Below are 24692 nucleotides of genomic sequence, written 5' to 3' on the forward strand. Positions count from 1 at the left end.
CAGATCCACGGTGGGGTCGCCCAGGGCATCGCCCAGGCGCTGTACGAGGAGGCCGTCTACGACGAGGCCGGCAACCTGACGACCGGCTCCCTGGTCGACTACTACGTCCCCGGCGCGCCCGACCTGCCCGACTACATCACCGATCGGACCGTCACGCCGGCGACCAGCAACCCGCTGGGCGTCAAGGGCGTCGGTGAGGCCGGCACGATCGCCTCGACCCCGGCGGTCGTCAATGCCGTCCTCGACGCCATCCGCCACCTCGGCGTCACCCACATCGAGATGCCGTGCAGCTCCGAACGGGTGTGGCGCGCGTTGCAGGAGGGCTCGGCCAGCCGAGACCAGATGGTGCCCAAGGGCGCCGAAGGAGGTCAGCACCCGTGATTCCCGCAGCATTCGACTACACCAGGGTCGAGACGGTCGACGAGGCCGTCCAGGCGCTCGCGCAGCACGGCGAGGACGCGAAGGTCCTCGCGGGCGGCCACAGCCTCATCCCGCTGCTGCGACTGCGGTTGGCGTTCCCCACCATGCTGGTCGACGTCGGTCGCGTCGGCGAGATGCAGGGCGTCAGTGACGCGGGTGACCACCTGGTCATCGGCGCGGCGACCACCCACGACGACGTCGTGCACGACGACCTCGTGCGCGAGCACTGCCCGGCGATCTCGCACGTGGTCTCGCACGTCGGCGACGTCCAGGTACGGCACCGCGGGACCTTCGGCGGCGGCATGGCGCACGGCGACAGCGCCGGCGACCTGCCGGCGCTGGCGCTCGCGCTCGACGCGACCTTCGTCGTCGCCGGCAGCGGCGGCCGGGGTGAGGTGCCGGCGTCGGAGTTCTTCCTCGACTACCTGCAGACAGCGCTCGGGCCCGACGACGTGCTCGTCGAGGTCCACGTGCCCAAGCTCGGGTCCGACTGGGGGTACGACTACCAGAAGTTCAGTCGGGTCGCGCAGGCGTGGGCGATCGTCGGTAGCCTGGCCCTGGTCCGACGCGAGAACGGCTCGATCGCCGAGGCACGGGTCGGTCTGACCCACATGGGTACGGTGCCGCTCCGGGCCTCGCAGACCGAGCAGGCGCTCGCCGGTGCGTCGACCGAAGCCATCGGCGACGCCTGCGACCTCGCCGCCGAGGGGACCTCACCACCAGAGGACCTCAACGCGCGGGCCGACTACCGCCAACACCTCGCACGCGTGCTGACACGGCGCGCGGTGGAGAATGCCCTGGGTGGCTGACGACGCAGCTGACCACACCGCACCGCCCGGTGCCGCGCATGCCGCGGCACCGGGCAGCAACGAGCACCGCGCGGTGGCGGCTCCCGACCTCGGGAGCCCCGCCGCGGTGCGCGACCGCCTTGCCGACCACGACTACCTGGCCGACACCGGGTTGAGCACGGCGATCTTCCTGGCACTGCGGACACAACGGCCACTGTTCCTCGAGGGTGAGGCGGGCGTGGGCAAGACGGCGGTCGCCCACGCCCTGTCCGACGTCCTCGGCGCTCCGCTGGTGCGCCTGCAGTGCTACGAGGGCATCGATGCCAGCCAGGCGCTGTACGACTGGGACTTCCCGCGGCAGCTGCTGCACCTGCGTGCCGCCGAGGCCGGCGGTGTCGCCGACGTCAACGCCGTCGAGGCCGAGCTGTACGACCGGCGGTTCCTGATCGCCCGGCCGCTGCTGCAGGCGCTCGAGATGTCGCCGTGCGTGCTGCTGATCGACGAGGTCGACCGCGCCGACGACGAGTTCGAGGCGTTCCTGCTCGAGATCCTGTCGGAATTCACGGTCACCGTGCCCGAGATCGGCACGCTGCGCGCGACCGAGCCGCCCGTCGTGATCATCACGTCGAACCGCACGCGCGAGGTCCACGACGCGCTCAAACGCCGCTGCTACTACCACTGGCTCGAGCACCCCGACTTCGAACGGGAGATCGCGATCGTCCGCGTCAGGCTGCCGGAGGTGTCGGCGCGGCTCGCGCGCGAGGTGGCCGCCGTCACGCAGGCGCTGCGCACCGCTGACCTGCTCAAACCACCGGGGGTCGCCGAGACGATCGACTGGGCGCGGGCGCTGGCGGCCCTGGATGTCCACGGCCTCGAGCCGGACGTCGTGATGGCGACCCTGGGTGCCGCGCTGAAGTACCGCGAGGACCAGGAACGGGCGCGACGGCTCGACGTCGGCCAGCTCGTGCGGCAGGCGCTGGCCGAGGTCTGACCGATGCCGACGCACGACCTCGCCACCGGAGGGTCACCGACCAACGGTGCGGCGCGGGCGGCCGTCGCCGAGCCGGTCACCGGCGCCGTGGCACTCGCCGCCGCGCTGCGTGGGGCGGGGATGCCGGTCGGGCCTGATCGCGTGCAGCACTTCGTGGAGGCGCTCGACCAGCTCGACGCGCGGGATCGGACGGACGTCTACTGGGCCGGCCGTGCGACGCTGTGCGCCCACCCCGAGCACATCACTCGGTACGACAACGTGTTTGCCGCGTTCTTCGAGGGCCGCGTCGCCGACATGAAGCGGGTCCAGCCGACGCCGGTGCAGCAGACCACCACCGTCGCACTGCCAGTGACCGACACCGACGGATCTGACCACCCAGACGACGAGGACCAGACGGCGCTCGTCGCGAACGCCAGCTCAGTCGAGGTGCTGCGCCGGCGCGACGTCGCCTCGCTCGATGCCGAGGAACGCCGGCAGCTCGAGCGTCTGCTTGCGCGGTTCGCGATGCCCGGCGCCCAGCGTCGAACGCGGCGGTGGCAGCCCGACCGGATCGGTGCGGTCGACCGTGGGCGGACGGTGCGCGCGTTGCTGCGCAGCGGAGGGGAGATCGCCGAGCTGCGGTGGCGCTCGGAGCGGCACCGTCCCAGGCGGGTCGTGCTGCTCATCGACGTCTCCGGGTCGATGACGCCCTACGCAGACGCGCTGCTGCGGTTCGCCCACGCGGCAACCCGCGGCCGGCAGCGCACCGAGGTGTTCTCGATCGGCACGCGCCTGACGCGGCTCACGCGTGAGCTGAGCCATCGCGACGCCGACACCGCGATGGCCTCCGTGGCGTCGGCAATCCCGGACTGGAGCGGGGGCACCCGGCTCGGGACGCAGCTCAAGGCCTTCCTCGACCGCTGGGGGCAGCGCGGCATGGCCCGTGGTGCGATCGTGGTGCTGATGTCCGACGGCTGGGAACGTGAGGATCCGGCGCTGCTCGGCGAGCAGATGGCACGGCTGCACCGCCTGGCGCACCGCGTCGTCTGGGCGAACCCACGGCGCGCCCGCCCCGGCTTCGAGCCGCTGGTCGGCGGCCTCCTGGCGGCGCTGCCGCACGTTGATGCGTTCGTCGACGGTCACAGCCTCGAGGCCTACGAGCACCTTGCCGACGTCGTGGCCGGTCGAAAGGAGGCAACGCATGCGTGACATCCTGTCGGTGCTTCAGGCGTGGTGGAAGGCCGAGGAGCCTCTCGCCCTGGCCACCGTCGTCGACGTCCGCAAGAGCGCCCCGCGCCAGCCCGGCACGGCGATGGCCATCAGCCTTGACGGCGAGGTCGCCGGTTCGGTGTCGGGCGGCTGCGTCGAGGGTGCGGTCTACCAGCTCGGCCGGCAGGTGCTGGGCAGCAGTAAGCCCGAGCTCGCCCACTACGGCTACAGCGACGACGAGGCCTTCGCGGTCGGGTTGACCTGCGGAGGTGAGCTCGACGTCTTCGTCGAGCGCATCGATCATCAGGCGCGACCATGGTTCGGTCGGTTGCTCGATGCGATCGAGGAGGAGTCGCCGGTCGCGATCGCCACCGTGATCGACGCGCCGTCAGAGGAGGACGTCCCACCGCGGCGCGGCGCGACGATGCTCATCGGACCTGGCTGGACGGAGGGCTCGGTCGAGACGGAGGGCCTGCAGATCGCGGTCGTCGACGACGCACGCGGCATGCTGCAGCAGGGTCGCACCGCGGAGCGGCGCTACGGCCGCCACGGTGAGCGCAGGCTCGACGACGTGCGGGTGTTCATCTCCTCCTTCGCTCCGCGACCGCGCATGTTCGTGTTCGGCGCGATCGACTACGCGGCTGCCGTCGCACGGGTCGGCAGCTTCCTCGGATACCACGTGACCGTCTGCGACGCGCGTGCGACGTTCGCGACCTCGAAGCGCTTCCCCGACGCCGACGAGGTCATCGTCGAGTGGCCGCACCGCTACCTCGAACGCGTCGCCATCGACGAGCGGACCGCGATCTGCGTGCTGACGCACGACCCGAAGTTCGACGTCCCCCTGCTGGAGGTGGCCCTGCGCAGCCCCGCCAGCTACATCGGAGCCATGGGCAGTAGGCGCACCCACGACGAGCGGCTCGAGCGACTGCGCGAACGTGGCGTGGACGAGGCCGAGCTCGCCAGGCTGCGGTCACCGATCGGCCTGGACCTCGGCGCGCGCACACCGGAGGAGACCGCTGTCTCGGTGGCGGCCGAGCTGATCCAGTGCCGCTGGGGAGGCTCGGGCCGCCCGCTGACCGACACGTCCGGGCGGATCCACGAGGTGCGCGGCGCCGCGGTCGATGAGGCAGCCGGCGCGGGAACCTGATGCGTCCGGACGACATACCGCCCGCTGGCGTGCTGCTCGCGGCAGGTGCGGGGGTTCGGTTCGGGCGTCCCAAGGCACTCGTGACGTTCCACGGCGAGCCGCTCGTCGTCAGGGGTGTGCGATTGCTGGCGTGCGCCGGGTGCCGACCCGTGACGGTCGTGGTCGGCGCCGACGGGGTAGCGGTGAGCGCGGCGCTGTGTGGCCGTGCGGTCGACGTGGTCGTCAACGACGACTGGCGCTCCGGGATGGGCGGGTCGGTTCGGGCCGGTCTGCGTGCGGCCCGTCGCTCGGACGCGCCAGCAGCGGTGGTGGCGCTCGTCGACCAGCCGCTCGTCGCACCGGAGGCCGTCCGGCGCCTGATGCTGTCCTGGCGGGCCGGTGCCGTGATCGCCGCGGCGACGTACGACGGCCACATCCGTACGCCGGTGCTGTTCGACGCGCGGACATGGGACGCGGTCGATCAGGCGGTCGTGGGGGATCAGGGTGCCCGTGCGCTGTTGCGTGACCGGCCGGAGTGGGTAGAGCCGGTAGCGTGCGACGACGTCGCCTCGCCGCTGGACATCGACACGGGGACGGACCTGAGCGCACTGACGACTGAGCCCGATCCGAACCCTCCGCGCGTCGGTGGACGTGCAGCCACAAAGGAGCAGCAGCAATGGAACTGAACCACTCATTCACGGTGCCGGTGGGAGCGGACACGGCGTTCGACGTGCTGACCGACATCGAGCGCATCGCGCCGTGCATGCCGGGCGCGTCCGTCGACTCCGTCGACGGCGACGAGTTCACGGGCCGGGTCAAGGTCAAGGTCGGCCCCATGCAGGTGACGTACCGCGGGAAGGCCAGGTACGCCGAGGTCGACCAGGACAATCACAGCGCGGTGATCGAGGCGCGCGCGCAGGAGATGCGCGGGAGCGGCACCGCCAACGCCACGATCTCTGCGAAGCTCGACGAGAAGGGCGACGAGGAGACCGAGGTCACGGTCGTCAGCAACCTGTCGATCACCGGGCGCCCGGCGCAGTTCGGTCGCGGCGTGATGAACGAGGTCGGCAGCAAGCTGCTCAACCAGTTTGCCGACTGCCTGTCGACCAAGTTGTCGGGCGCCGAGGAACCCGAGGAGGCCGTCGAGGCGGCGGCGGAGACCACCACGACGGCCGCCGCCGGCAGCAACGGTGACAGCGCCGCGACGTCCGAGCAGGAGATCACCCAGCAGGTCGGGGCGGCCTCGCCGCAGCCGGCGACCGACGCGACCACGGCGGCTGCGACCGCGGCGCCATCAGCGGCCGCCGCCCCGTCCGGCGCGGCGGCTGGCTCGTCAGCGGCCTCGTCGAGCAGCGGGACGCAGGCCGCGGACCGCGCCACCACACCGACGCAGACGTCGGCTCCCGACGTCGAGGCCATCGACCTGTTCGAGGTCGCAGGGGCGTCGGTCGCCAAGCGTGCGATCCCGGTCCTGGCAGCCCTGCTCCTCATCGTCCTGCTGATCTGGCGCCGCCGCCGCTGACCCCCACCCCGCTACACCACCTTGCGTTTCTGGTACGAATGCAAGGTGGTTGACATTCGTGCGCGCGATCAGGCGTTTCGGCAACCACCTTGCGTTGCCTACGCCCTGAGCGCCTCCCGGATCTCTGCGACCATCGCCGTCGGGCGCTCGGTGACATCCCGCCAGGTGAAGCGCATGATCGTCCAGCCGGCGAGTTGAAGACGACGGTCCGTTGCCCTGTCGCGCTGTGCCGTCGCGCGCTGCTCGTGGTGGCGCAGGCCGTCGAACTCAACGATCAGGCACTGCTGCCGGAAGCACAGGTCCACCTCGCGAACCCAGCCACGTCGATCGCTGATCGCCACGTTCCACTCGCCCGGCGGCATGCCGGCGACGCGCAGTGCTTCGGCGGCGAACCGCTCGAGCACGGACCGCAAGCGGTCGGCGCCGTCGGGATGCGTGGCCTCGGCGATCGCCCGCACTCCCGCACGACCATTGGACAGCGCGTCGGCGGTCGAGTGGATTGCCCGCCACATCGATGGCGAGGCGCTGCAGCTGTCGAGCAGCCGGAGCGCTGACCAGGCGTCGAGTTCGGTTGAGCAGTCGACGATCGTCCTTGGCAGACTCGTCGTCGGCACCGAACGGCTCGCGATCACGTGGTGGGGTGGAAGCTGCCGCGTGCGGTGGACGTGAACATCGTCCGTCGGGTTCTGCCGCCGGCATCCTTCGACGACCACGTGTGCCACCATGCTGCGCGGGGCGTCGAGGCCGAGCAGCTCGGCCGCTGTCCACCGACACGCGACCGCGTTCGGACGCGCGATGAGGACGGCGCGCATGGCTCGACCGTGCGGCGTCACCTCACGATCCTTCAGACCGACCACGCCCCGGGCGAGACGTTCGAACAGCCCGTGCCGTACGCGCAGCGCGATCTGACCACGCGACAGGCCGACCTCGTTCAGCTGGCTCACCAGTGCACAACCGTGCTGTCGCTGCATGAGACTGATGGCTTCGGCGTCTGCTGAGAAGGCGCGCATCGAGTCAGCGTGGCACTCCCGTGGTCTGCGTCCAGGCGTTCGGCCCGGACACCTGTGGATGTCCATTCACGAACGCAAGCTGGTTGTCAGAACGCCCGGTCGCGCCCACAGCAGACAACCACCTTGCGTTCGTGCCAGAAACGCAAGGTGGTTGGCTGCTGTCGGGGTGGTGGCAGGAGGGTGGGGTTGGTCGGGAGCCGTCGGGTTGGGGTGCGCCTAGGATGGGCCGATGAGCACCACGACGCTCACGCGCAGGATGGTCGAGGGCCCCCGATGAACACCACGACCCGCAGGCGCAGGACGGTCGGGGGCGGTCCATGACCGACGCCACGCGGACGCCGCGGCAGTTCGAGGTCGTCAGCGAGTTCGAGCCCGCCGGCGACCAACCGCGCGCGGTCGAGGGCGTCGCCGAGGCGTTCAACCGCGGCGAGCGCGACACGGTGCTGCTGGGTGTGACCGGCTCCGGCAAGACGTACACGGCGAGCAAGATCGTTGAGGCCGTGCAGAAGCCGACGCTGGTGATGGCCCCGAACAAGACGCTGGCGGCGCAGCTCGCCAACGAGTTCAAGGAGTTCTTCCCGAACAACGCGGTCGAGTACTTCGTCAGCTACTACGACTACTACCAGCCCGAGGCGTACATCCCGTCGTCGGACACCTACATCGAGAAGGACTCGTCGATCAACGACGAGATCGAGCGCCTGCGCCACCGCGCGACCATGGCGCTGCTGACCCGTCGCGACGTGCTGATCGTGGCGAGCGTGTCCTGCATCTTCGGCCTGGGCTCGCCCGACGAGTACGAGAAGCACGTGCTGGCCATGCGGCGCGACGAGGACGTCGACATGGACGGGATCCTGCGCAAGCTGGTCGACCTGCAGTACGAGCGCAACGACCTCAACTTCATCCGTGGCAAGTTCCGGCGGCGTGGCGACACGCTCGAGGTGTTCCCGGCCGACGCCGAGCTGGCCTACAGGATCGAGTTCTTCGGCGACACCGTCGATCGCATCACACGCCTCAACCCGGTCACCGGCGAACTGGTCAGCGAGGTCGAGGAGGCGTGGATCTTCCCGAACAGTCACTACGTCGCCGGTGCCGACCGGATGAAGCGCGCGATCTCGACGATCGAGGCCGAGCTTGCCGAGCGCCTGGCGGAGCTCGAGGGGCAGCAGAAGCTGCTCGAAGCCCAGCGGCTGCGCATGCGGACGAACTACGACCTCGAGATGATGCGCGAGATCGGCTTCTGCTCGGGTATCGAGAACTACTCGCGTCACATCGACGGCAGGGGACCGGGCGAGGCACCGCACACGCTGCTCGACTACTTCCCCGACGACTTCTTGTGCATCATCGACGAGTCGCACGTCACGAACCCCCAGATCGGGGGGATGTACGAAGGCGACATCTCGCGCAAGCGCATGCTGGTCGAGCACGGTTTCCGTCTGCCCAGTGCCTGCGACAACCGGCCGCTGACGTTCGAGGAGTTCCGTGAGCGGGTCCCACAGACGCTGCACGTGTCGGCGACCCCGGGCCCGTTCGAGCGGCGCGTCGCCAGCACGGTCGTCGAGCAGGTCATACGCCCGACCGGGCTCGTCGACCCCGAGGTCGTGGTCCGGCCGACCAAGGGTCAGATCGACAACCTGATCGGCGAGATCCGCGCGCGCGCCGAGGTCGACGAGCGGGTGCTGGTCACGACGCTGACCAAGAAGATGGCCGAGGACCTCACCGACTACCTGCTGGAGTCGGGCCTGCGGGTCCGCTACCTGCACTCCAACATCGATACGGTCCAACGCATCGAGATCCTGCGCGAGCTGCGGCTGGGCGAGTTCGACGCGCTCGTCGGCATCAACCTGCTGCGGGAGGGCCTGGACCTGCCCGAGGTGTCACTGGTCGCGATCCTCGACGCCGACAAGGAGGGCTTCCTGCGGTCCGAGACGTCGTTGATCCAGACGATCGGCCGCGCCGCCCGCAACGTCAAGGGTCAGGTCGTGATGTACGCCGACGAGCTGACTGACTCGATGCGCCGCGCTCTGCACGAGACGAACCGGCGCCGAGACCTGCAGCTGGCGTTCAACGCCGAGCACGGCATCGACCCGCAGACGATCCGCAAGAAGGTCGGCGACATCATCCAGATCGCCCGCGCTGCAGAAGCCGGCGCGCCCTACTCGGCGGCGACGCCGAGCCGGCGTACGCGACGCGGTGACGGCGACGGGGTCGACGTGTCGGACCTTCCGAAAGCCGACCTCGCGAAGCTGATCCAGTCGCTCACCGACGAGATGCACGACGCGGCGTCGGATCTGAGATTCGAGTACGCCGCCCGGCTCCGTGACGAGATCACCGAGCTGCGGCGGGAGCTGCGCGCCATGGAGGACGCGCTGCGCTGAAGGACGACGACGCTGCGCAGGACATGCTGCGGCAGTCGCGTTACCGCAGGACATGCTGCGGCAGGTCGCGTTACCGCGGGACATGCGGCGCCAGGTCGCGTTACCGCAGGTCCGGTACGCCAGTCCGCGCGTATCGCAGGTCGCGGTACACCAGGTTGCGCCGATCGGGACAGCTCGGCGTCTCAGGATGCCTCCCACGTCCAGCGGGTGTTGGCACTGAAGATGTCCCGCGGCCCGAGCTGCGTGACGCCTGACCGGTCCGGCCACGCGAACGGATTCGGCCAGGCGGTCTGGGGCTCGACGCACACCGCGTGTGCGGGGCTGTAGACGACGACGGTGGCAGGCTTGCTCGGCAGCTGCATGGTCAGCGTGAGGTCGGGCCACGTGACGGTGACCGGCTCGAGGACGTCGACATACGCGTGGTCCAGCCGGCGCCGGCCAAGCTTCGCGCCGCGCTGCAGGTCGAGCTTGCGGCTGACCTTGGCGATCCCCCCGGTGGGGATCAGGTCGCCGGTCATCTCGAGCACCAAGGCGCTGTCGACGACCACCGTCATGTCGCCCTTGTCGGGACGGCGGAACCACGGATGCCATCCGACGGCCACCGGCATGCTCCGCTCGGCCGCCTGCACCTGGATCTCGAGGTCGAGGCAGCGACGTGTCAAGGTGATCCGCTGCGCGGCCATCCCGCCCAGCGGCCAGCGGTCGCGGGGCAGAGGACAGAGCAGTTCGACGGCATTGCCCGCAGACCGGTCAACCGTCCACGGCCGGTCGTACGTGACGCCATGGATGGCGTGGTCGCCGTGGTTGGCCTCGAGGTCGATGTCGAGGTCGTCGATCCGGGCATCGGCGACGCGTCCCGCCCACGGGATCATGGCGAACGATCCCCAGCCGTGCGGGTCGTCGTTCGGGTCGATGAGGCGCTCGGCGCCACCCGCCACGAGTGAGATCAGGCGACCACCCTGTGCCTCGTCGACGACGACCCGGTCATCGCCGGACGCGAGCTCGATCACCATCTGTCCGTTCCTTTCCAGTCATCGCCCGGCCGACCCCGCGACCGGACATCCGTTGGCCTGCTACCAGCCGCGCGCCTGCCACGCATCGAGGTCGCCGCGCTCGGCGCCCAGCGTGGTGTCCTCGCCGTGCCCCGGGTGGACCCAGGTGTCGTCGTCAAAGACGAACAGACGCGTGCGGAGCGAGGTCATGATCTGGGCGAACGCGGCCTCACCCGACGTCTTGCCCGGCCCACCGGGGAACAGCGTGTCGCCGGTGAACAAGTGGGTCGTGATCTCGGGTCGGTCCTCGGCGGGACCTCTGAGCTCGACGCACACGCTGCCGTCGGTGTGACCGGGGGTGTGCAGCACCTCGACCGCAGCGGCGCCGATCGTCACCTTGTCGCCGTCGCCGACGGTGCCGTCGGCCGGCACCGGAATCATCGGTGCATCGGCGAGGTGGTGCAGGACCCGCGCGCCCGTGGTGCGCTTGACTGCCGCCAGCGCCTGCCAGTGGTCACGGTGGCCGTGGGTCGTGAGGATCGTCGTGATATCGATGTCACCGACCGCCTCGAGGATACGGTCGGGCTCGTCGGCAGCGTCGATGACGATGCCGGTGCCGGTCCCGATGTCGGAGAGCACGTAGCAGTTGTTGTCCATCTGGCCGACGGACAGCTTCACCACCGAGAGACGGGTCGCGCCGTGCCGGACGACGCGGCGTGCGGCTGGGCCGTGCGGCTCGACGTGGCCGCGGTCATCGAACGTGTGCATGCCCTACGACGTTACCTGGCGACACGGCTGCCGAGCACATCGAGCAGCTCGGACGCCGGTACGGGACGCGCGACCAGGTGCCCCTGGATCGCGTCGCACCCGAGCAGGCCGAGGCGCTGTTGCTGCGTCGGCTGCTCGACGCCCTCGCCGATCACCATGAGGCCGAGGTCGTGAGCCAGGCTGATCGTCGCGTCGAGGACGGCGCTGGCGCGGCGGTCGGTCTCGCGTGCCAGCCCCGCGACGAGCGACCGGTCGATCTTGATCACGTCAAGCGGCAGGTTGGCCAGGCGCATCGTCGAGGTCACGCCTGTGCCGTAGTCGTCGAGGGCGACGCGCACGCCGCGCGCACGGATCGCGGCGATCAGCTCGGTCGCGTGCTCGCCATGGCTCGAGACGGTGCGTTCGGACAGCTCGATCACTAGTTGCGCTGGATCCAGCCGGGCGTCGAGCAGGGCGTCGTCCAGGTGGACCAGCAACTCGGGGTTCAGCTGGCGGCCCGATATGTTGACGGCGACCGGCACGCTGGACCGCAGCCTGTCGCGCCACGTCGCCGCTTCCCGGCACGAGCTCATGAGCACCCAGCGACCCAGCTCGCCCATCAGGCCCAGCTCCTCGGCGAGCGGGATGAACGTGCCGGGTGGGACCGCACCGAGCTCTGGGTGGTCCCAGCGCGCAAGGGCCTCGACGCCGAGCACCGCGCCGGGAACGCCCGTGTCGTCGACGGCGAGCTGTGGCTGGTAGGCGAGCTCGAGCTCCTCACCGGCGATCGCGAGCCGCAGATCGGCCTCGAGGCGGTGCCGGGTCGCGGCGCTCTTGCCGATCGCGGATGTGAAGAACGCGAGCTCGTTGGGTCCCAGTGCCTTGGCGCGGTACATCGCCATGTCCGCACAGCGCACCAGCGCCTCCTGGTTGTCACCGTCGCGTGGCCAGATCGCGATCCCGATGCTGGCGGTGACTTGGACGCTCATGCCATCGAGCTGCACGGGTGGCGTCAACTCGCCGAGCAGCTTGCGGGCGACCAGCGCGGCGTCGCCGGCGCGGCTGAGCTGGGACAGGATCACGGTGTACTCGTCGCCGCCGAAGCGCGCGACGGTGTCGCCGTCGCGGATGCGGCGCTGGAGCCGCACGGCGACCTCGCGCAGCAGCTCGTCGCCGTGGGCGTGGCCGAGCGTGTCGTTGATGCGCTTGAACCCGTCGAGGTCGCAGAACAGCACCGCGAGCGGTGTGCCGTCGCGGCGCGCACGTGCGAGCGCTACCGACAACCGGTCCATGAACAGCTTGCGGTTCGGCAACCCCGTCAGGGTGTCGAAGTGGGCGAGGCGCTGGAGCTCGGAGTCGAGGCGTTTGCGCTCGGTGACGTCGCGCAGGACCAGCAGGTAGCCGGACGCGGGTGACGCGCGCGAGGGCAGGTGGCTGGCGACAGCGTCGAAGTGCAGCATGCCCCGGTCACGGCTCGCGAGCTCCAGCTCGGCGCGCGAGGGCTGGTCGCCGACGTTGTCCAGCAGCGCGCGGACCTCGGGGACGGCCCGCATCAGCTCGCCCGCCGGCAGGCCGAGCGAGTGGCGACGGTCGTGGCCGACCAGGTGCTCGGCTGCGGGGTTGAGGTCGATGACTGTGCGCTCGTCGTCGAGGACGAGGATCGCATCGCTCATGCGTTCGATCACGAGGTCGCGTGCGACCGGCACGACGTCGAACAACGCGTAGCGCTCCGAGGTCCACAGCAGCACCTTGGCGAACACCGCGAACGCGATCGACGTGGCGTCGAACCGGCCGAACCCGCCGACGCGGAAGATGACGACGATGTTGACCAGCCACGGCAGCGAGATCGCGAACAGCAGGCGGCGGACCTGCGGTCCGGCGCTGCGCGGGAGGCGCGCGAGCGAGATCAGCAGCAGCCCGCAGCCGACGACCAGCAAGGCCTGGATGTACCAGTAGTGGATCCAGAACAGCGGCCCGGACGCGACGAGTGGCACCACGCCGGGCACGATCGGCTCCTCGTAGACGCGGATCAGATCCCGGGTCGATGGCAGCGCGAGCATCGTCACGACCCAGATGGGCTCGATCAGCAGCAGCAGCGCAGCTGGGCGGGTCATGAGGTCCGTGCGGCGCGTGAACTGGCACACGAAGACCAGCAGGATCGGCGGAACGGCGCTGATGGCCGCGTACTTGACGACACCGCCGACCAGGTGGGTGACCGTCATGGTCGTGGTGGCGATCTCGATCGCGTACGCGACGTTCCAGATCCCGACCGCGAACAGCAGCGCCGCGACGCTCCGCCGGGTCCGGCGGCGTCCGACGTGCAACGCAACGACGCCCACGGCCAGAGTGACGACGCCGACCACGAGCGTGAGGATGCTCGCTACAGACCAGACCACAGACGCTCCCGCTCCCGCACGATACATGGTGTAGTTCAGGTTATACCCTGGGTTGTCAGCCGCCGTCCGGCCCGGGTCGCTCAGGACGCACCTCCCGGGGCTACACTCTCCACGGGCGGACGTCAATCGCCAGGTCCCACATTCGTGCAGCGGTCGACGCGTCGGCGCGTTCCCGTTCCACCACACGACCCTGGAGTCCATCTCATGCCATCGACGGCCGGCGGGCAGCTGGGCGACGGACCCACGGACCGTCATGCCCGCGGCGAGCGGGACGTGTTGACGGTCCGCGGTGCCCGTGAGCACAACCTCGCCGACGTCGACGTCGAGCTGCCACGGGGCGCACTCGTCGTGTTCACCGGCCTGTCGGGCTCGGGCAAGTCGAGCCTGGCCTTCGACACGATCTACGCCGAGGGGCAACGCCGCTACGTCGAATCGCTGTCGGCGTACGCCCGGCAGTTCCTCGGCCAGATGGACAAGCCCGACGTCGACTTCATCGAGGGGCTGTCGCCGGCGATCTCGATCGATCAGAAGTCGACGAGCCGCAACCCGCGGTCGACGGTCGGGACGATCACCGAGGTCTACGACTACCTGCGCCTGCTGTATGCGAGGATCGGTCGCCCGCACTGCCCCAACTGCGGTGCACCGATCGAGTCACAGTCGGCGGAGCAGATCATCGATCAGATCGAGCTGCTCGACGAGGGCACCCGGTTCCAGGTGCTGGCGCCCGTCGTGCGCGGTCGCAAGGGAGAGTACGAGAAGCTGCTCGCCGACCTGTCGGCGCAGGGCTTCGCGCGCGCTCGCGTCGACAGTGAGGTCGTGGACCTGGCGGCACCGCCGCAGCTGGCGCGCTATGAGCAGCACACCATCGAGGTCATCGTCGACCGCCTGGTGTCCAAGGGCGGCATCCGCCGGCGGCTCGCGGACTCGGTCGAGACGGCATTGCGCCTCGCCGACGGCATCGCAGCGATCGAGACGGCGCCGCGGGCCGACGACGACGCCGAGCCCGAGACGACGGTGTTCTCCGAGCACCTGGCGTGCCTGTCGTGTGGCATAAGCTTCGACCGACTGGCGCCACGCGACTTCTCCTTCAACACGCCCTACGGCGCCTGCGAGACCTGCCACGGGCTGGGGACCCGCCTCGAGGTCGATCCCGAGCTGGTCGTCGACCCACAGCGCCCGCTGGTCGACGGCGCGATCCGCCCGTGGACCACGGGCAGCCAGTCGAGCTACTACGAGCAGCTGCTACGGGCGGTCGCCGACCACCAGGGCATCGACCCGACCACGCCGTGGCACCGGCTGAAAGCCGCCGACCGGCGGGTGCTGCTGTACGGCGAGGACGGCGGGCTGAAGGTCACCGTGTCGTACACGAACCGCTTCGGTCGCAAGCGTCGGTACCGGGCGACCTACGAGGGCATCGTGCCCCAGCTGCTGCGGCGGCACAGCGAGAGCGACTCCGACGTGGTGCGCCAGCGCATCGAGGAGTACATGCGTGAGGTGCCGTGCAGCGCCTGTAACGGTGCGCGGCTACGCCCGCTCGTGTTGTCGGTCACCGTCGGAGGGCGCAACATCGCCGAGGCGTGCGCGATGTCGGTCGAGGACGCCAGCCGCTTCTTCGACACGCTCGACCTGACGCCACGGGAGCGCATCATCGCCGAGCGGGTGCTCAAGGAGGTGCGCGTCCGGTTGAGGTTCCTGCTGGACGTGGGCCTGGACTACCTGACGCTGGATCGCGCCGCCGCGACCTTGGCCGGCGGTGAGGCGCAGCGCATCCGCCTGGCCACCCAGATCGGCTCGGGGCTCGTCGGGTGCCTGTACGTGCTCGACGAGCCGTCGATCGGCCTGCACCAGCGGGACAACGAGCGCCTGATCGAGACGCTGCTGCGCCTGCGCGACCTCGGCAACACCGTCATCGTCGTCGAGCACGACCGCGCGACCATTGACGCGGCCGACCACCTCGTCGACATCGGTCCGGGTGCAGGGGAGCACGGCGGGCACATCGTCCACTCGGGCTCGCTGGCGGGGCTGTGCGACAACGAGCGGTCGATCACCGGCGACTACCTGGCCGGACGGCGCAGCATCCCCGTGCCCAAGACGCGCCGCACGCCCTCGCGGGGCAGGTCGCTGGTCGTGCGGGGTGCCACCGAGCACAACCTGGACGGCATCGACGCGCGGTTCCCCCTGGGCCTGTTCGTCGCGGTCACCGGCGTGTCGGGATCCGGTAAGTCCACGCTGGTCAACGACATCCTCAAGACGCAGTTGATGCGCCACGTGTACGACGCGCGCGCCGTCCCCGGGCGGCATCGCCGGATCGACGGGCTGGAGCACGTCGACAAGGTCGTCGGCATCGACCAGACGCCCATCGGACGCACGCCACGGTCGAACCCGGCGACGTACACGAAGATGTTCGACCACATCCGAAAGCTGTTCGCGGCGACGACCGAGGCGAAGGTCCGCGGCTACCAGCCGGGGCGCTTCAGCTTCAACGTCAAGGGCGGCCGGTGCGAGGCCTGCGCGGGGGACGGCACGATCAAGATCGACATGCAGTTCCTGCCGGACGTCTACGTGCCGTGCGAGGTCTGCGGCGGGCGCCGGTACAGCCGCGAGACGCTCGAGGTGCGGTACCGGGGCCGCAACATCGGCGAGGTCCTCGACATGTCCGCCGAGGAGGCGCTGGGGTTCTTCCAGTCGCTGCCGACGATCGCGCACCACCTGCAGACGCTCGTCGACGTCGGCCTCGGCTACGTCCGTCTGGGACAGCCGGCCACGACGCTGAGCGGTGGGGAGGCGCAGCGCGTCAAGCTCGCCGCCGAGCTGCGCAAGCGGGCGACGGGCCAGACCGTCTACATCCTCGACGAGCCGACGACCGGGCTCCACTTCGAGGACGTCCGCCGGTTGCTGTCGGTGCTCCACCGCCTGGTCGACAAGGGCAACACGGTCATCGTCATCGAGCATGACCTCGACGTGGTCAAGACCGCGGACTGGATCATCGACCTCGGTCCGGAAGGTGGCAGCGGCGGCGGCAGGGTGGTCGCCGAAGGTCCGCCCGAGGACGTCGCTCGCGTCGGTGCCAGCTACACGGGCAAGTTCCTCCGCTCGTTGCTCGGCTGACCAGACGAAGCACCGGAGCGGTGCGCCGGCGCTTCGCTGTCTGCGGGGTCAGGACGACGGAGGTCGGATGACCCCGTTGATGATGTGGATCACCCCGTTGCCCGCCTCGATGTCGGGCTCCACCACCTCGGCTCCGTCGACCGAGATCGTCGAACCGTCGACGCTCACGGTCAGGTCGCTGCCCTCCAGGGTGGTCAGCGTCTGGCCGTCCTCCATGTCGCTGGAGGTGACGGCACCCTCGACCACGTGGTACCGGAGGATGTCACCGAGCTGCTGCGGGTTGGCCAGCAGCTCCGTCAGATCGCTCCGATCGAGGCTCGCGAACGCGTCATTGTTCGGCGCGAAGACCGTCAACGGGCCCGCGTCCTGGAGCGCGCTGGTCAGGCCCGCGGCCTCCAACGCCTGGACCAGCTGCGTCAGCTGAGGGTTGTCGGCTGCGACGTCGGCGAGGCTCTGGCCAGACGTCTCCCCCTCGGCGTCCGCCGCCGGCTCGCTGGTCTCGTCGAGCGCCGGCTCCGACACGATTGTGTCGTCAGTGGGCTCGCTGGCGTCCGCCGCGCCACCGCCCTCGGTCGCCGTACCGCCGGTCTCCTCGGCGGACGAGCAGGCGGCGAGCAGCAGCAGCGCCGCCGCGAGCAGACCCAGCAGTAGGAGAGATCGCTTCATGGTGTCAGGCTCCTTGGTGAGTGTTGCTGGCCAACTACCCATATCGCAGGTTGGCACACGTTGACATCGGCCGATCGCCGGACCGGCCCCCACATCGTCGCACAGTCCGGTATCACAACGCCCGGTCGACTCGCCGGCGTTCGGGCCATGGCCCAGGGGATCCGCGGTCCGCAGCGTTGGGCCGACCGGCTCCACCGGACGACATCTAGCATTGGCAACGTGCAGAACCCCGCTAGGGCCTTCCGGCCCGACCCCGCCACGATCCCGGCCGATCCGGGATGCTACCTGTGGCGTGACCGCCACGGGCGCGTCATCTACGTCGGCAAAGCCAAGCAGCTGCGCGCTCGCCTGTCCAACTACTTCGGTGCGTGGTCGACCATCCACCAGCGCACCCGCGGCATGCTCGAGACCGCCCGCAGCGTCGAGTGGATCGTCTGTGCCAACGAGGTGGAGGCGCTGCACCTCGAGTACAACCTGATCAAGCGGCATCGACCGCGTTACAACGTCCGCTACACCGACGACAAGAGCTATCCCTACCTGGCGATCACGGTACAGGACGAGGTGCCACGGGCGATGGTGCGACGCAACCCGCGCCGCGACGGCACCCGCTACTTCGGGCCGTACGCCCACGCCTATGCGATCCGCGAGACGCTTGACCTGCTGCTGCGCGTGTTCCCCGTGCGGACGTGTTCCCAAGGGGTCTTCGACCGCTGCGAGCGGACCGGCCGCCCATGCCTGCTGTTCCACATCGGGCGCTGCACCGCACCGTGCGTCGGCAGGATCAGCCTCGACGCGCACCGCACGCTCGTCGAGGACATGATCGCCTTCCTCGAGGGTGACACCGACGACGTGCTCACCGAGCTGACCGAGCAGATGCACGGCGAGGCCGAGCGGCTGAACTTCGAGGCCGCGGCGCGGCTGCGCGACCAGCTGGACGCTGCGCAGCGGGCACTGGCCAAGCAGACCATGGTGACCAACGCGCGCGACAGCTTCGACGCGATCAACCTCTTCGAGGACGAGTACGAGGCCGTCTTCCAGGTCTTCTCGGTGCGACGCGGCCGTGTCGTCGGACGCAAGGGGTGGACGGTCGACAAGGTCGAGGACCTGTCGTCGGAAGAGCTGCTGAGCCGGTTCCTGCTCGAGCTGGCGATGGAGCGGGCCGAGGAGATGCCACGCCAGCTGCTCGTGCCGTTCGCACCGGCCGACCAGGAGACGCTGGAGCAGCTGTGCACGGAGCTGCGCGCGGAAGCGCAGGACGGCAGGGGGGCCGTACGCATCACGGTGCCGCAGCGGGGCGCCAAGCGCTCGTTCCTCGAAACGGTCCGCGACAACGCTCAGGAGGCCTTCCACCAGCACCGCCTGAAGCGGGCCAAGGACTTCAACGCGCGCAGCCAGGCGCTCAACGAGCTGCAGCAGGCACTGGGGCTCGAGGACGCGCCGCTGCGGATCGAGTGCTACGACATCTCGACGCTGCAGGGAACCAACTCGGTCGCGTCGATGGTCGTCATGGAGGACGGGCTGCCGCGCAAGTCCGAGTACAGGCGCTTCCAGATCAAGGGCGTCACCGGGCAGGACGACTTCGCGATGATGCGCGAAGTCATCACCCGCCGCTTCAGACGCTACCTGGACGAGCAGGCGTCACCGGCCTCCGACCGCAAGTTCGCATACCCGCCGAACCTGGTGATCATCGACGGGGGCAAGGGGCAGCTCAACGCCGCGCGCGCGTCGCTCGACGAGCTGGGCATCTCGGGCGTCGACATCTGCGGCCTCGCGAAGCGGCTCGAGGAGGTGTTCCTGCCGGACCGCTCCGAACCCGTGCTGCTGCCGCGCGCCAGTGAGGCCCTCTACCTGCTTCAACGCATCCGCGACGAGGCGCACCGGTTCGCCGTCACGTACCACCGGACGCTGCGCGGCAGGCGGATGACCGAGTCGGCCTTCGACGAGATCGATGGCATCGGGCCGGCCAGGCGTCGTAGCCTGCTCGATGCGTTCGGGTCGCTGCAGGGCGTGCGCGACGCCGACATCGAGGAGCTCGAGCAGGTGCCGGGCATCTCCAGCACCCTGGCGCACTCGATCCACGCGCACTTCCATCCCGACAGCCCAGCCCAGAGGACCAGCCGATGAGTGCTCGCAGCAGTGGACCCATCGACGGCGTGGACCGCCATCGTCGCCCGACCCACCGCTGTGGACGCAGCCGCCGCTGCCTCGGCGCGGGACGGCGGCCCCCGTCCGGCCTCCGCATGACCGGGCGCACATCATGACCGGCGTCGACGCGACGCAGCCGGAGGTCGTCGTGATCACCGGCATGTCGGGTGCGGGTCGCTCCACGGCGTCCAACGTGCTCGAGGACCTCGGCTACTTCGTCATCGACAACATGCCGCCGGAACTGCTCGCGAGGGTGATGGAGCTGGTCGCGGCCGGCTCGGCGATCGAGCGTGTCGCCCTCGTGGTCGACGTGCGCGGACGTCCGCTGTGGGGCGACGTGCAACCCCACATCGCGACGCTGCGGGCCCAGGGCGTGCCCCTGCGCCTGCTGTTCCTCGAGGCCGACGACGAGACCCTGGTCAAGCGCTACGAGGCGGCGCGCCGCCGCCACCCGCTGGCTCCGAGCGGCCGGATCGTCGACGGTATCCACAGCGAGCGCGCGCTGCTGACCGATCTGCGCGCCGAGGCCGACCTGATCATCGACACGAGCGCGACAAACGTCCACGAGTTGCGCACGCGGGTCAGCGACGCCTTCGGCGAGCACAGCCGCGCGATGGTCGTCAACGTGCTCAGCTTCGGCTTCAAGCACGGCACCCCCCGGGACGCCGATCTGGTGCTCGACGTGCGCTTTCTGCCGAACCCCCACTGGATCGACGAGCTGCGTCCGCTGACGGGTCGCGATGCGCCCGTGGCCGACTACGTGTTCGACCAGCCGCTCACCAAGGAGTTCGTCACGCGGCTGTTCGACCTGCTTGACGTGATGGTCCCGGGGTTCATCGATGACGGCAAGCGGTACCTCACGATCGCGATCGGCTGCACCGGTGGACGGCACAGATCGGTCGCGCTGGCCGAGCGGACCGCCGAGTTCCTCCGCCGGTTCGATGTCGTGGTGCAGGTCGATCACCGTGACTGCGAGCTGTGACGCCGCCGCGGGGCGTAGGGGGCGGCTGATGGGCGCGACGGCACGCCGGATCGTCGCCATCGGCGGTGGGCACGGCCTGTCGCGGGTGCTGCTGGCCTGCCGCCGGCTGGGCGTCGAGCCGACCGCGGTCGTCACGGTCGCGGACGACGGCGGGTCGAGCGGCCGGCTGCGCCGCGACCTGGGCATCATCGCGCTCGGTGACCTCCGCATGGCACTGCTGGCGCTCGCGCGGGCGGAGCCGCTGGCCGAGGTGCTGGCGCACCGCTTCGAGCGCGGGCACCTCGAGGGCCACGCGCTGGGAAACCTGCTCCTGGTGGCGCTGACCGAGGGCACGCACGGCGACGTCGTCGCGGCCCTGCGCCGTGCCGAGACGTTGCTGGACTGCGCCGGTTCGGTGCTGCCATCGACGCTCGAGCCGGTCCACATCGCCGCCCGCGTCGCGGGCACGCGGGTGAACGGGCAGGCGACGATCACCAGGACCCGGGGCCACCTCGAATCCATCTGGCTCGAACCGCACGACCCGCCGGCGTGCGCCGACGCCGTGGCCGCCGTCGAGGCCGCTGACGCGGTCGTGCTGGGCCCGGGCAGCCTGTACACGAGTGTGATCGTCAACCTCCTGGTGCCAGACCTGCGGAGGGCGGTGTACCTCACGGACGCGCGGCTCGTGCACGTCGCGAACGTCCACGCGCCGCCGGGGGAGAGCGCCCACATGTCGCTGGACGACCACATCGAGCAGCTCCACGTGGCGCTGGGAGGTCGCTGCATCGACGTGGTGGTCATGCACGACGGCCCGCGCCCGGAAGGCCCCGGCGGGCCGCTGCTCCCGATCACCGACCTCGACGGCGTGGCGGACGTCGTGACTGCCGACCTGCTGCCCCGCGACGACCGCGGCCGCGTCGGGGCGGCGGCGCACGACCCCGCCCGCCTCGCGCCTGCGCTGGACCGGGCGCTGGCAACGAGCCCGGGACCGGTGACCACACCGTCGTGACCCTCACGGCCGGTGTTCGTGCCGAGCTGGCGGCGCTGCCGCTGCCGCACGCTGACGTCGGCCGTGCCGAGCTGTCGGGACTGCTCCGCTTCAGTGGCGTCCTGCACCGCCACGGTGGCGCCGGCCAACCGTGGACCTGGGTGTCCACAGTGTCGTCGACCGCAGGGCGGCGCGCCGACCGCCTGGTGGCGGACCTGTTCGAGGAGCGCTGCCAGCTGCGTGCGCGCCGGGTCGAGGCGCCGCGGCCGATGCTGCTCGTCGAGGTCGAGCTCCCACGTCGGCTGCTGGCACCGCTCGCCCTGGACGTCGGTTCGACCCCCGACGGGGCGGGCCTGCCCACGTGGCTCGATGACGAGCCGGTGCGGTGGGCGTACGTGCGAGGCGTCGCGCTCGCGGGCCTGCGGCTCGCCCGGCCGCACCACCCGCACTGCGAGATCGAGGCGCCGACACGGCGCTTGGCCGACGAGCTGGCGATGCTCCTCGAGCGGCTCGGCGTCCACGCGTCGGCGGCGCCACACGTCCGCGAGCGGTGGCGGGTGGTCTGCAAGTCTCGCGGCGCCATCGGCAGGCTGCTCGCCGGCACGGGTGCGACCGCGGCGTACCTGCACTGGGAGGAGGAGCGTATGCGCCACGCGGTCCGGGGCGCAGCAACGCGCGGTGCGAACGCCGACCGCGCGAACGCCCGCCGCAGCGTGCGCGCCGCGACGGCGCAGGTGGCGCTCGTCCAGGACGCGCTCGCTCGGCTGGACATCGATGAGCTGGACGACGACGTGCGCACCACGGCGCTCGCCCGGCTGGCGAACCCGACGGCGAGCCTGGGCCAGCTGGCGCAGCTGCTCGAGGTCAGCAGGGCGACCGTGTCGCGGCGCTTCAGGCGGCTCGCGACGGCGGTCGACGTGGAAGCACCGCAGGACGACGACGAATGACGTTTCACCGAGGGCCTTGACGGCTACCACCGTCTACGGAACGCTCGGCGAGCGGAGCTACCACGTGCCCGGCGACGCCGGACACCACGACAGCGCGAGTCCTGTGATCCTGCGACACGAGAGGCACCTATGACGGTACGGGTAGGAATCAACGGCTTCGGTCGGATCGGCCGCAACTTCCTGCGCTCAGCGAAGGCGGAGGGCACCGACGTGGACATCGTCGGCATCAACGACATCACAGACAACGCCACGCTGGCGCACCTGCTGCGGTACGACAGCGTCCACAGCAGGTTCCCCGGAACCGTGGAGGTCGGCGACGACGGCATCGTCGTCGACGGCGACGAGATCGTCATCACCAGCGAGCGCGATCCAGCCAACCTGCCGTGGAAGGACCTCGGCGCCGAGATCGTCGTCGAGTCCACCGGCCTGTTCACGCAGCGCGACAAGGCTGCCGCGCACCTGACGGCGGGCGCCCGCAAGGTCATCATCTCGGCACCTGCGAAGGGCCAGGACGCCACGATCGTCCTCGGTGCGAACGAGGACACCTACGACCCGGCGACACACGATGTGATCTCCATGGCCAGCTGCACCACCGGAAGCGTCGTTCCCCTGGCCAAGGTCCTCGACGACACGTTCGGCATCGCCAACGGCCTGATGACCACGGTCCACGCCTACACGAACGACCAGGGCACGCATGACGCGCCACACAAGGACCTGCGGCGCGCCCGCGCGGCCGCCACGTCGATCGTGCCCACGACCACCGGTGCAGCCAGGGCTGCCTCCCTGGTGCTGCCCCAACTCGAGGGCAAGCTCGACGGCATGGCGCTGCGTGTGCCGGTCATCGACGGCTCGGTGACGGACCTCGTGGTCAACCTCGAGCAGCAGGCCAGCATCGACGAGGTCAACGACGCCTACCGCGCTGCCGCCGACGGACCACTGGCAGGCGTCCTCGAGGTGTCCGACGACCCCATCGTGTCGGTCGACATCATCGGCAACCCGCACAGCTGCATCCTCGACAGCCTCGCGACCATGACGACCGGCTCGACCATCAAGGTGCTCGGCTGGTACGACAACGAGTGGGGCTACTCGTGCCGGCTCGTCGACCTCGTTGCGTTCGTCGGCGAGCGCCTGTAGACGACATGGCGGATCCGCTCCCGACCCTCGACGGGCTCGACGCGGCGGGTCGGCGCGTGCTGGTGCGAGCCGATCTCAACGTGCCACTCGAGAACGGCCGCGTCACCGACGACCTGCGGCTCGAGGCGTCGCTGCCGACGATCCACACGCTGCGCGACGCCGGTGCCCGCGTCGTGTTGATGAGCCATCTGGGGCGTCCGAAGGGCGAGGTCCGCGAGGACCTGCGACTGGCGCCCGTCGCGGCGCGGCTCGGTGAGCTGCTCGGTGCCCCGGTGACCGCCGCGTCGGACATCACGGGCGACGACGCGCACCGCGTCGTCGCCGGGCTCGCAGACGGCGACGTCGGCGTGCTGGAGAACCTGCGGTTCGATCCCGGGGAGACCGCCAACGACCCCGGGTTCGCCGCCGCGCTCGCCGAGCTCGGTGATGCCTACGTCGACGATGCGTTCGGCGCGGTTCACCGCGCCCACGCCAGTGTCGTGGGCGTGCCGTTGATCCTGCAGCCGGCCGTCGCCGGCCACCTGCTCCAGACCGAGGTCGAGATCCTGTCGCGGCTGCTCCACGAGCCCGAGGCGCCGTTCGTGGCGATCCTGGGTGGTGTGAAGGTCTCCGACAAGCTGGGGGTCATCGACAATCTGCTCGAACGCGTTGACCACCTGCTGATCGGCGGGGCGATGTGCTTCACGTTCCTGAAGGCCAGCGGTGCCGATGTCGGCGCCAGCCGCGTCGAGGAGGAACAGCTCGACACGGTCGCCGGCCTTGTCGAGCAGGCAGGTGACCGGCTGCACCTGCCGGTCGACATCGTCGCGGCCGCGGCCTTCGAGGCCGACGCGGAGCACCGCACGGTCGAGGCCGACGACATCCCGGACGGATGGATGGGCCTGGACATCGGTCCGCGCACCGTCGAGGCGTTCGCGGGGGTGATCGCCACCGCACGGACGGTGGTCTGGAACGGTCCGATGGGCGTGTTTGAATGGGAGGCGTTCGCCGCCGGCACGAGGGGCATCGCCGACGCGGTCGCGGCGTGCGACGGGTTCACCGTCATCGGCGGCGGCGACAGCGCGGCCGCCGTCCGCTCGATGGGCCACGCCGACCACGTCAGTCACATCTCGACCGGCGGAGGTGCGTCGCTGGAGTTCCTCGAGGGCGTGGACCTGCCCGGCATCGCGGCCCTGCGCCGCGTCTGAC

General features: G+C 70.3%; 20 protein-coding genes. 15 read left to right on the forward strand and 5 right to left on the reverse strand.

Annotated elements, in window-relative coordinates; all coding sequences use genetic code 11:
* From VK923_11305 to VK923_11335, 7 genes are all read left to right on the forward strand, one after another.
* Nucleotides 1-381: molybdopterin cofactor-binding domain-containing protein (locus VK923_11305; GenBank protein ID HSJ45257.1), on the forward strand; the 381-nt coding region annotated here is incomplete at its 5' end.
* A complete protein-coding gene (locus VK923_11310) occupies nucleotides 378-1229 on the forward strand; it encodes a xanthine dehydrogenase family protein subunit M (protein HSJ45258.1) in 852 nt (283 codons plus the stop codon). The genes VK923_11305 and VK923_11310, both read left to right, overlap by 4 nt.
* Nucleotides 1222-2199 carry a MoxR family ATPase gene (locus VK923_11315; protein HSJ45259.1) on the forward strand — a complete coding sequence of 326 codons (978 nt, stop codon included), beginning with the start codon at nucleotides 1222-1224 and terminating at the stop codon, nucleotides 2197-2199. Before VK923_11310 ends, VK923_11315 begins: the two co-directional genes overlap by 8 nt.
* A gap of 3 nt (nucleotides 2200-2202) precedes the next feature.
* A complete protein-coding gene (locus VK923_11320) occupies nucleotides 2203-3387 on the forward strand; it encodes a VWA domain-containing protein (protein HSJ45260.1) in 1185 nt (394 codons plus the stop codon).
* Nucleotides 3380-4534, forward strand: coding sequence for an XdhC/CoxI family protein (locus tag VK923_11325; protein ID HSJ45261.1), 1155 nt, complete (start codon nucleotides 3380-3382; stop codon nucleotides 4532-4534). Before VK923_11320 ends, VK923_11325 begins: the two co-directional genes overlap by 8 nt.
* Nucleotides 4534-5199: a nucleotidyltransferase family protein gene (locus VK923_11330; protein HSJ45262.1), complete on the forward strand. Its 666-nt coding sequence runs from the start codon at nucleotides 4534-4536 to the stop codon at nucleotides 5197-5199. The genes VK923_11325 and VK923_11330 overlap by 1 nt, the downstream gene beginning before the upstream one ends.
* Entirely contained in the window at nucleotides 5190-6035 is an 846-nt protein-coding gene (locus VK923_11335) for an SRPBCC family protein (protein ID HSJ45263.1), read from the forward strand. Before VK923_11330 ends, VK923_11335 begins: the two co-directional genes overlap by 10 nt.
* A 98-nt stretch (nucleotides 6036-6133) precedes the next feature.
* On the opposite strand, the gene VK923_11340 is transcribed toward VK923_11335, so the two are convergent.
* Nucleotides 6134-7111 (reverse strand): type IV toxin-antitoxin system AbiEi family antitoxin domain-containing protein, encoded by a 978-nt coding sequence (locus VK923_11340; GenBank protein ID HSJ45264.1) that lies wholly within the window; start codon nucleotides 7109-7111, stop codon nucleotides 6134-6136.
* Nucleotides 7112-7362: 251 nt separating this feature from the next.
* Here VK923_11340 and uvrB point away from each other — a divergent pair, with 251 nt between their 5' ends.
* Nucleotides 7363-9420, forward strand: coding sequence for an excinuclease ABC subunit UvrB (uvrB, locus tag VK923_11345; GenBank protein HSJ45265.1), 2058 nt, complete (start codon nucleotides 7363-7365; stop codon nucleotides 9418-9420).
* A gap of 182 nt (nucleotides 9421-9602) precedes the next feature.
* Here uvrB and VK923_11350 read toward each other — a convergent pair whose 3' ends face one another.
* Genes VK923_11350 through VK923_11360 form a run of 3 tightly spaced genes read right to left on the reverse strand, consistent with a single transcriptional unit; the run spans nucleotide 9603 to nucleotide 13555 of the window.
* Complete coding sequence (locus VK923_11350) at nucleotides 9603-10433, reverse strand: hypothetical protein (protein ID HSJ45266.1); 831 nt, start codon at nucleotides 10431-10433, stop codon at nucleotides 9603-9605.
* A gap of 60 nt (nucleotides 10434-10493) precedes the next feature.
* On the reverse strand, nucleotides 10494-11180 hold the full coding sequence (locus tag VK923_11355; protein ID HSJ45267.1) for an MBL fold metallo-hydrolase: 687 nt from the start codon (nucleotides 11178-11180) through the stop codon (nucleotides 10494-10496).
* An 11-nt stretch (nucleotides 11181-11191) separates the two neighbouring features.
* Nucleotides 11192-13555, reverse strand: a complete 2364-nt coding sequence (locus VK923_11360) for an EAL domain-containing protein (protein ID HSJ45268.1) — start codon at nucleotides 13553-13555, stop codon at nucleotides 11192-11194.
* 204 nt (nucleotides 13556-13759) lie between these two features.
* Here VK923_11360 and uvrA point away from each other — a divergent pair, with 204 nt between their 5' ends.
* A complete protein-coding gene (gene uvrA / locus VK923_11365; protein HSJ45269.1) occupies nucleotides 13760-16663 on the forward strand; it encodes an excinuclease ABC subunit UvrA in 2904 nt (967 codons plus the stop codon).
* Nucleotides 16664-16711: 48 nt separating this feature from the next.
* Here the strand turns inward: uvrA and VK923_11370 are convergent, their stop codons facing one another.
* The gene (locus tag VK923_11370; protein HSJ45270.1) at nucleotides 16712-17329 is read right to left on the reverse strand and encodes a fasciclin domain-containing protein; all 618 of its coding nucleotides are present in this window, start codon (nucleotides 17327-17329) and stop codon (nucleotides 16712-16714) included.
* 219 nt (nucleotides 17330-17548) lie between these two features.
* On the opposite strand from VK923_11370, the gene uvrC reads away from it, so the two are divergent.
* From uvrC to VK923_11400, 6 genes are all read left to right on the forward strand, one after another.
* Nucleotides 17549-19453, forward strand: coding sequence for an excinuclease ABC subunit UvrC (uvrC, locus tag VK923_11375; GenBank protein ID HSJ45271.1), 1905 nt, complete (start codon nucleotides 17549-17551; stop codon nucleotides 19451-19453).
* A 133-nt stretch (nucleotides 19454-19586) separates the two neighbouring features.
* The gene (gene rapZ / locus VK923_11380; protein ID HSJ45272.1) at nucleotides 19587-20456 is read left to right on the forward strand and encodes an RNase adapter RapZ; all 870 of its coding nucleotides are present in this window, start codon (nucleotides 19587-19589) and stop codon (nucleotides 20454-20456) included.
* Nucleotides 20440-21444 carry a uridine diphosphate-N-acetylglucosamine-binding protein YvcK gene (yvcK, locus tag VK923_11385; GenBank protein HSJ45273.1) on the forward strand — a complete coding sequence of 335 codons (1005 nt, stop codon included), beginning with the start codon at nucleotides 20440-20442 and terminating at the stop codon, nucleotides 21442-21444. The genes rapZ and yvcK overlap by 17 nt, the downstream gene beginning before the upstream one ends.
* Entirely contained in the window at nucleotides 21441-22370 is a 930-nt protein-coding gene (whiA, locus tag VK923_11390; GenBank protein ID HSJ45274.1) for a DNA-binding protein WhiA, read from the forward strand. The genes yvcK and whiA overlap by 4 nt, the downstream gene beginning before the upstream one ends.
* A 129-nt stretch (nucleotides 22371-22499) precedes the next feature.
* A complete protein-coding gene (gap, locus tag VK923_11395; GenBank protein ID HSJ45275.1) occupies nucleotides 22500-23504 on the forward strand; it encodes a type I glyceraldehyde-3-phosphate dehydrogenase in 1005 nt (334 codons plus the stop codon).
* A gap of 5 nt (nucleotides 23505-23509) precedes the next feature.
* The gene (locus tag VK923_11400; protein ID HSJ45276.1) at nucleotides 23510-24691 is read left to right on the forward strand and encodes a phosphoglycerate kinase; all 1182 of its coding nucleotides are present in this window, start codon (nucleotides 23510-23512) and stop codon (nucleotides 24689-24691) included.
* Nucleotide 24692 lies beyond the last annotated feature (1 nt).

The organism is Euzebyales bacterium, assembly GCA_035461305.1.
Taxonomy (GTDB): Bacteria; Actinomycetota; Nitriliruptoria; order Euzebyales; family JAHELV01; genus JAHELV01.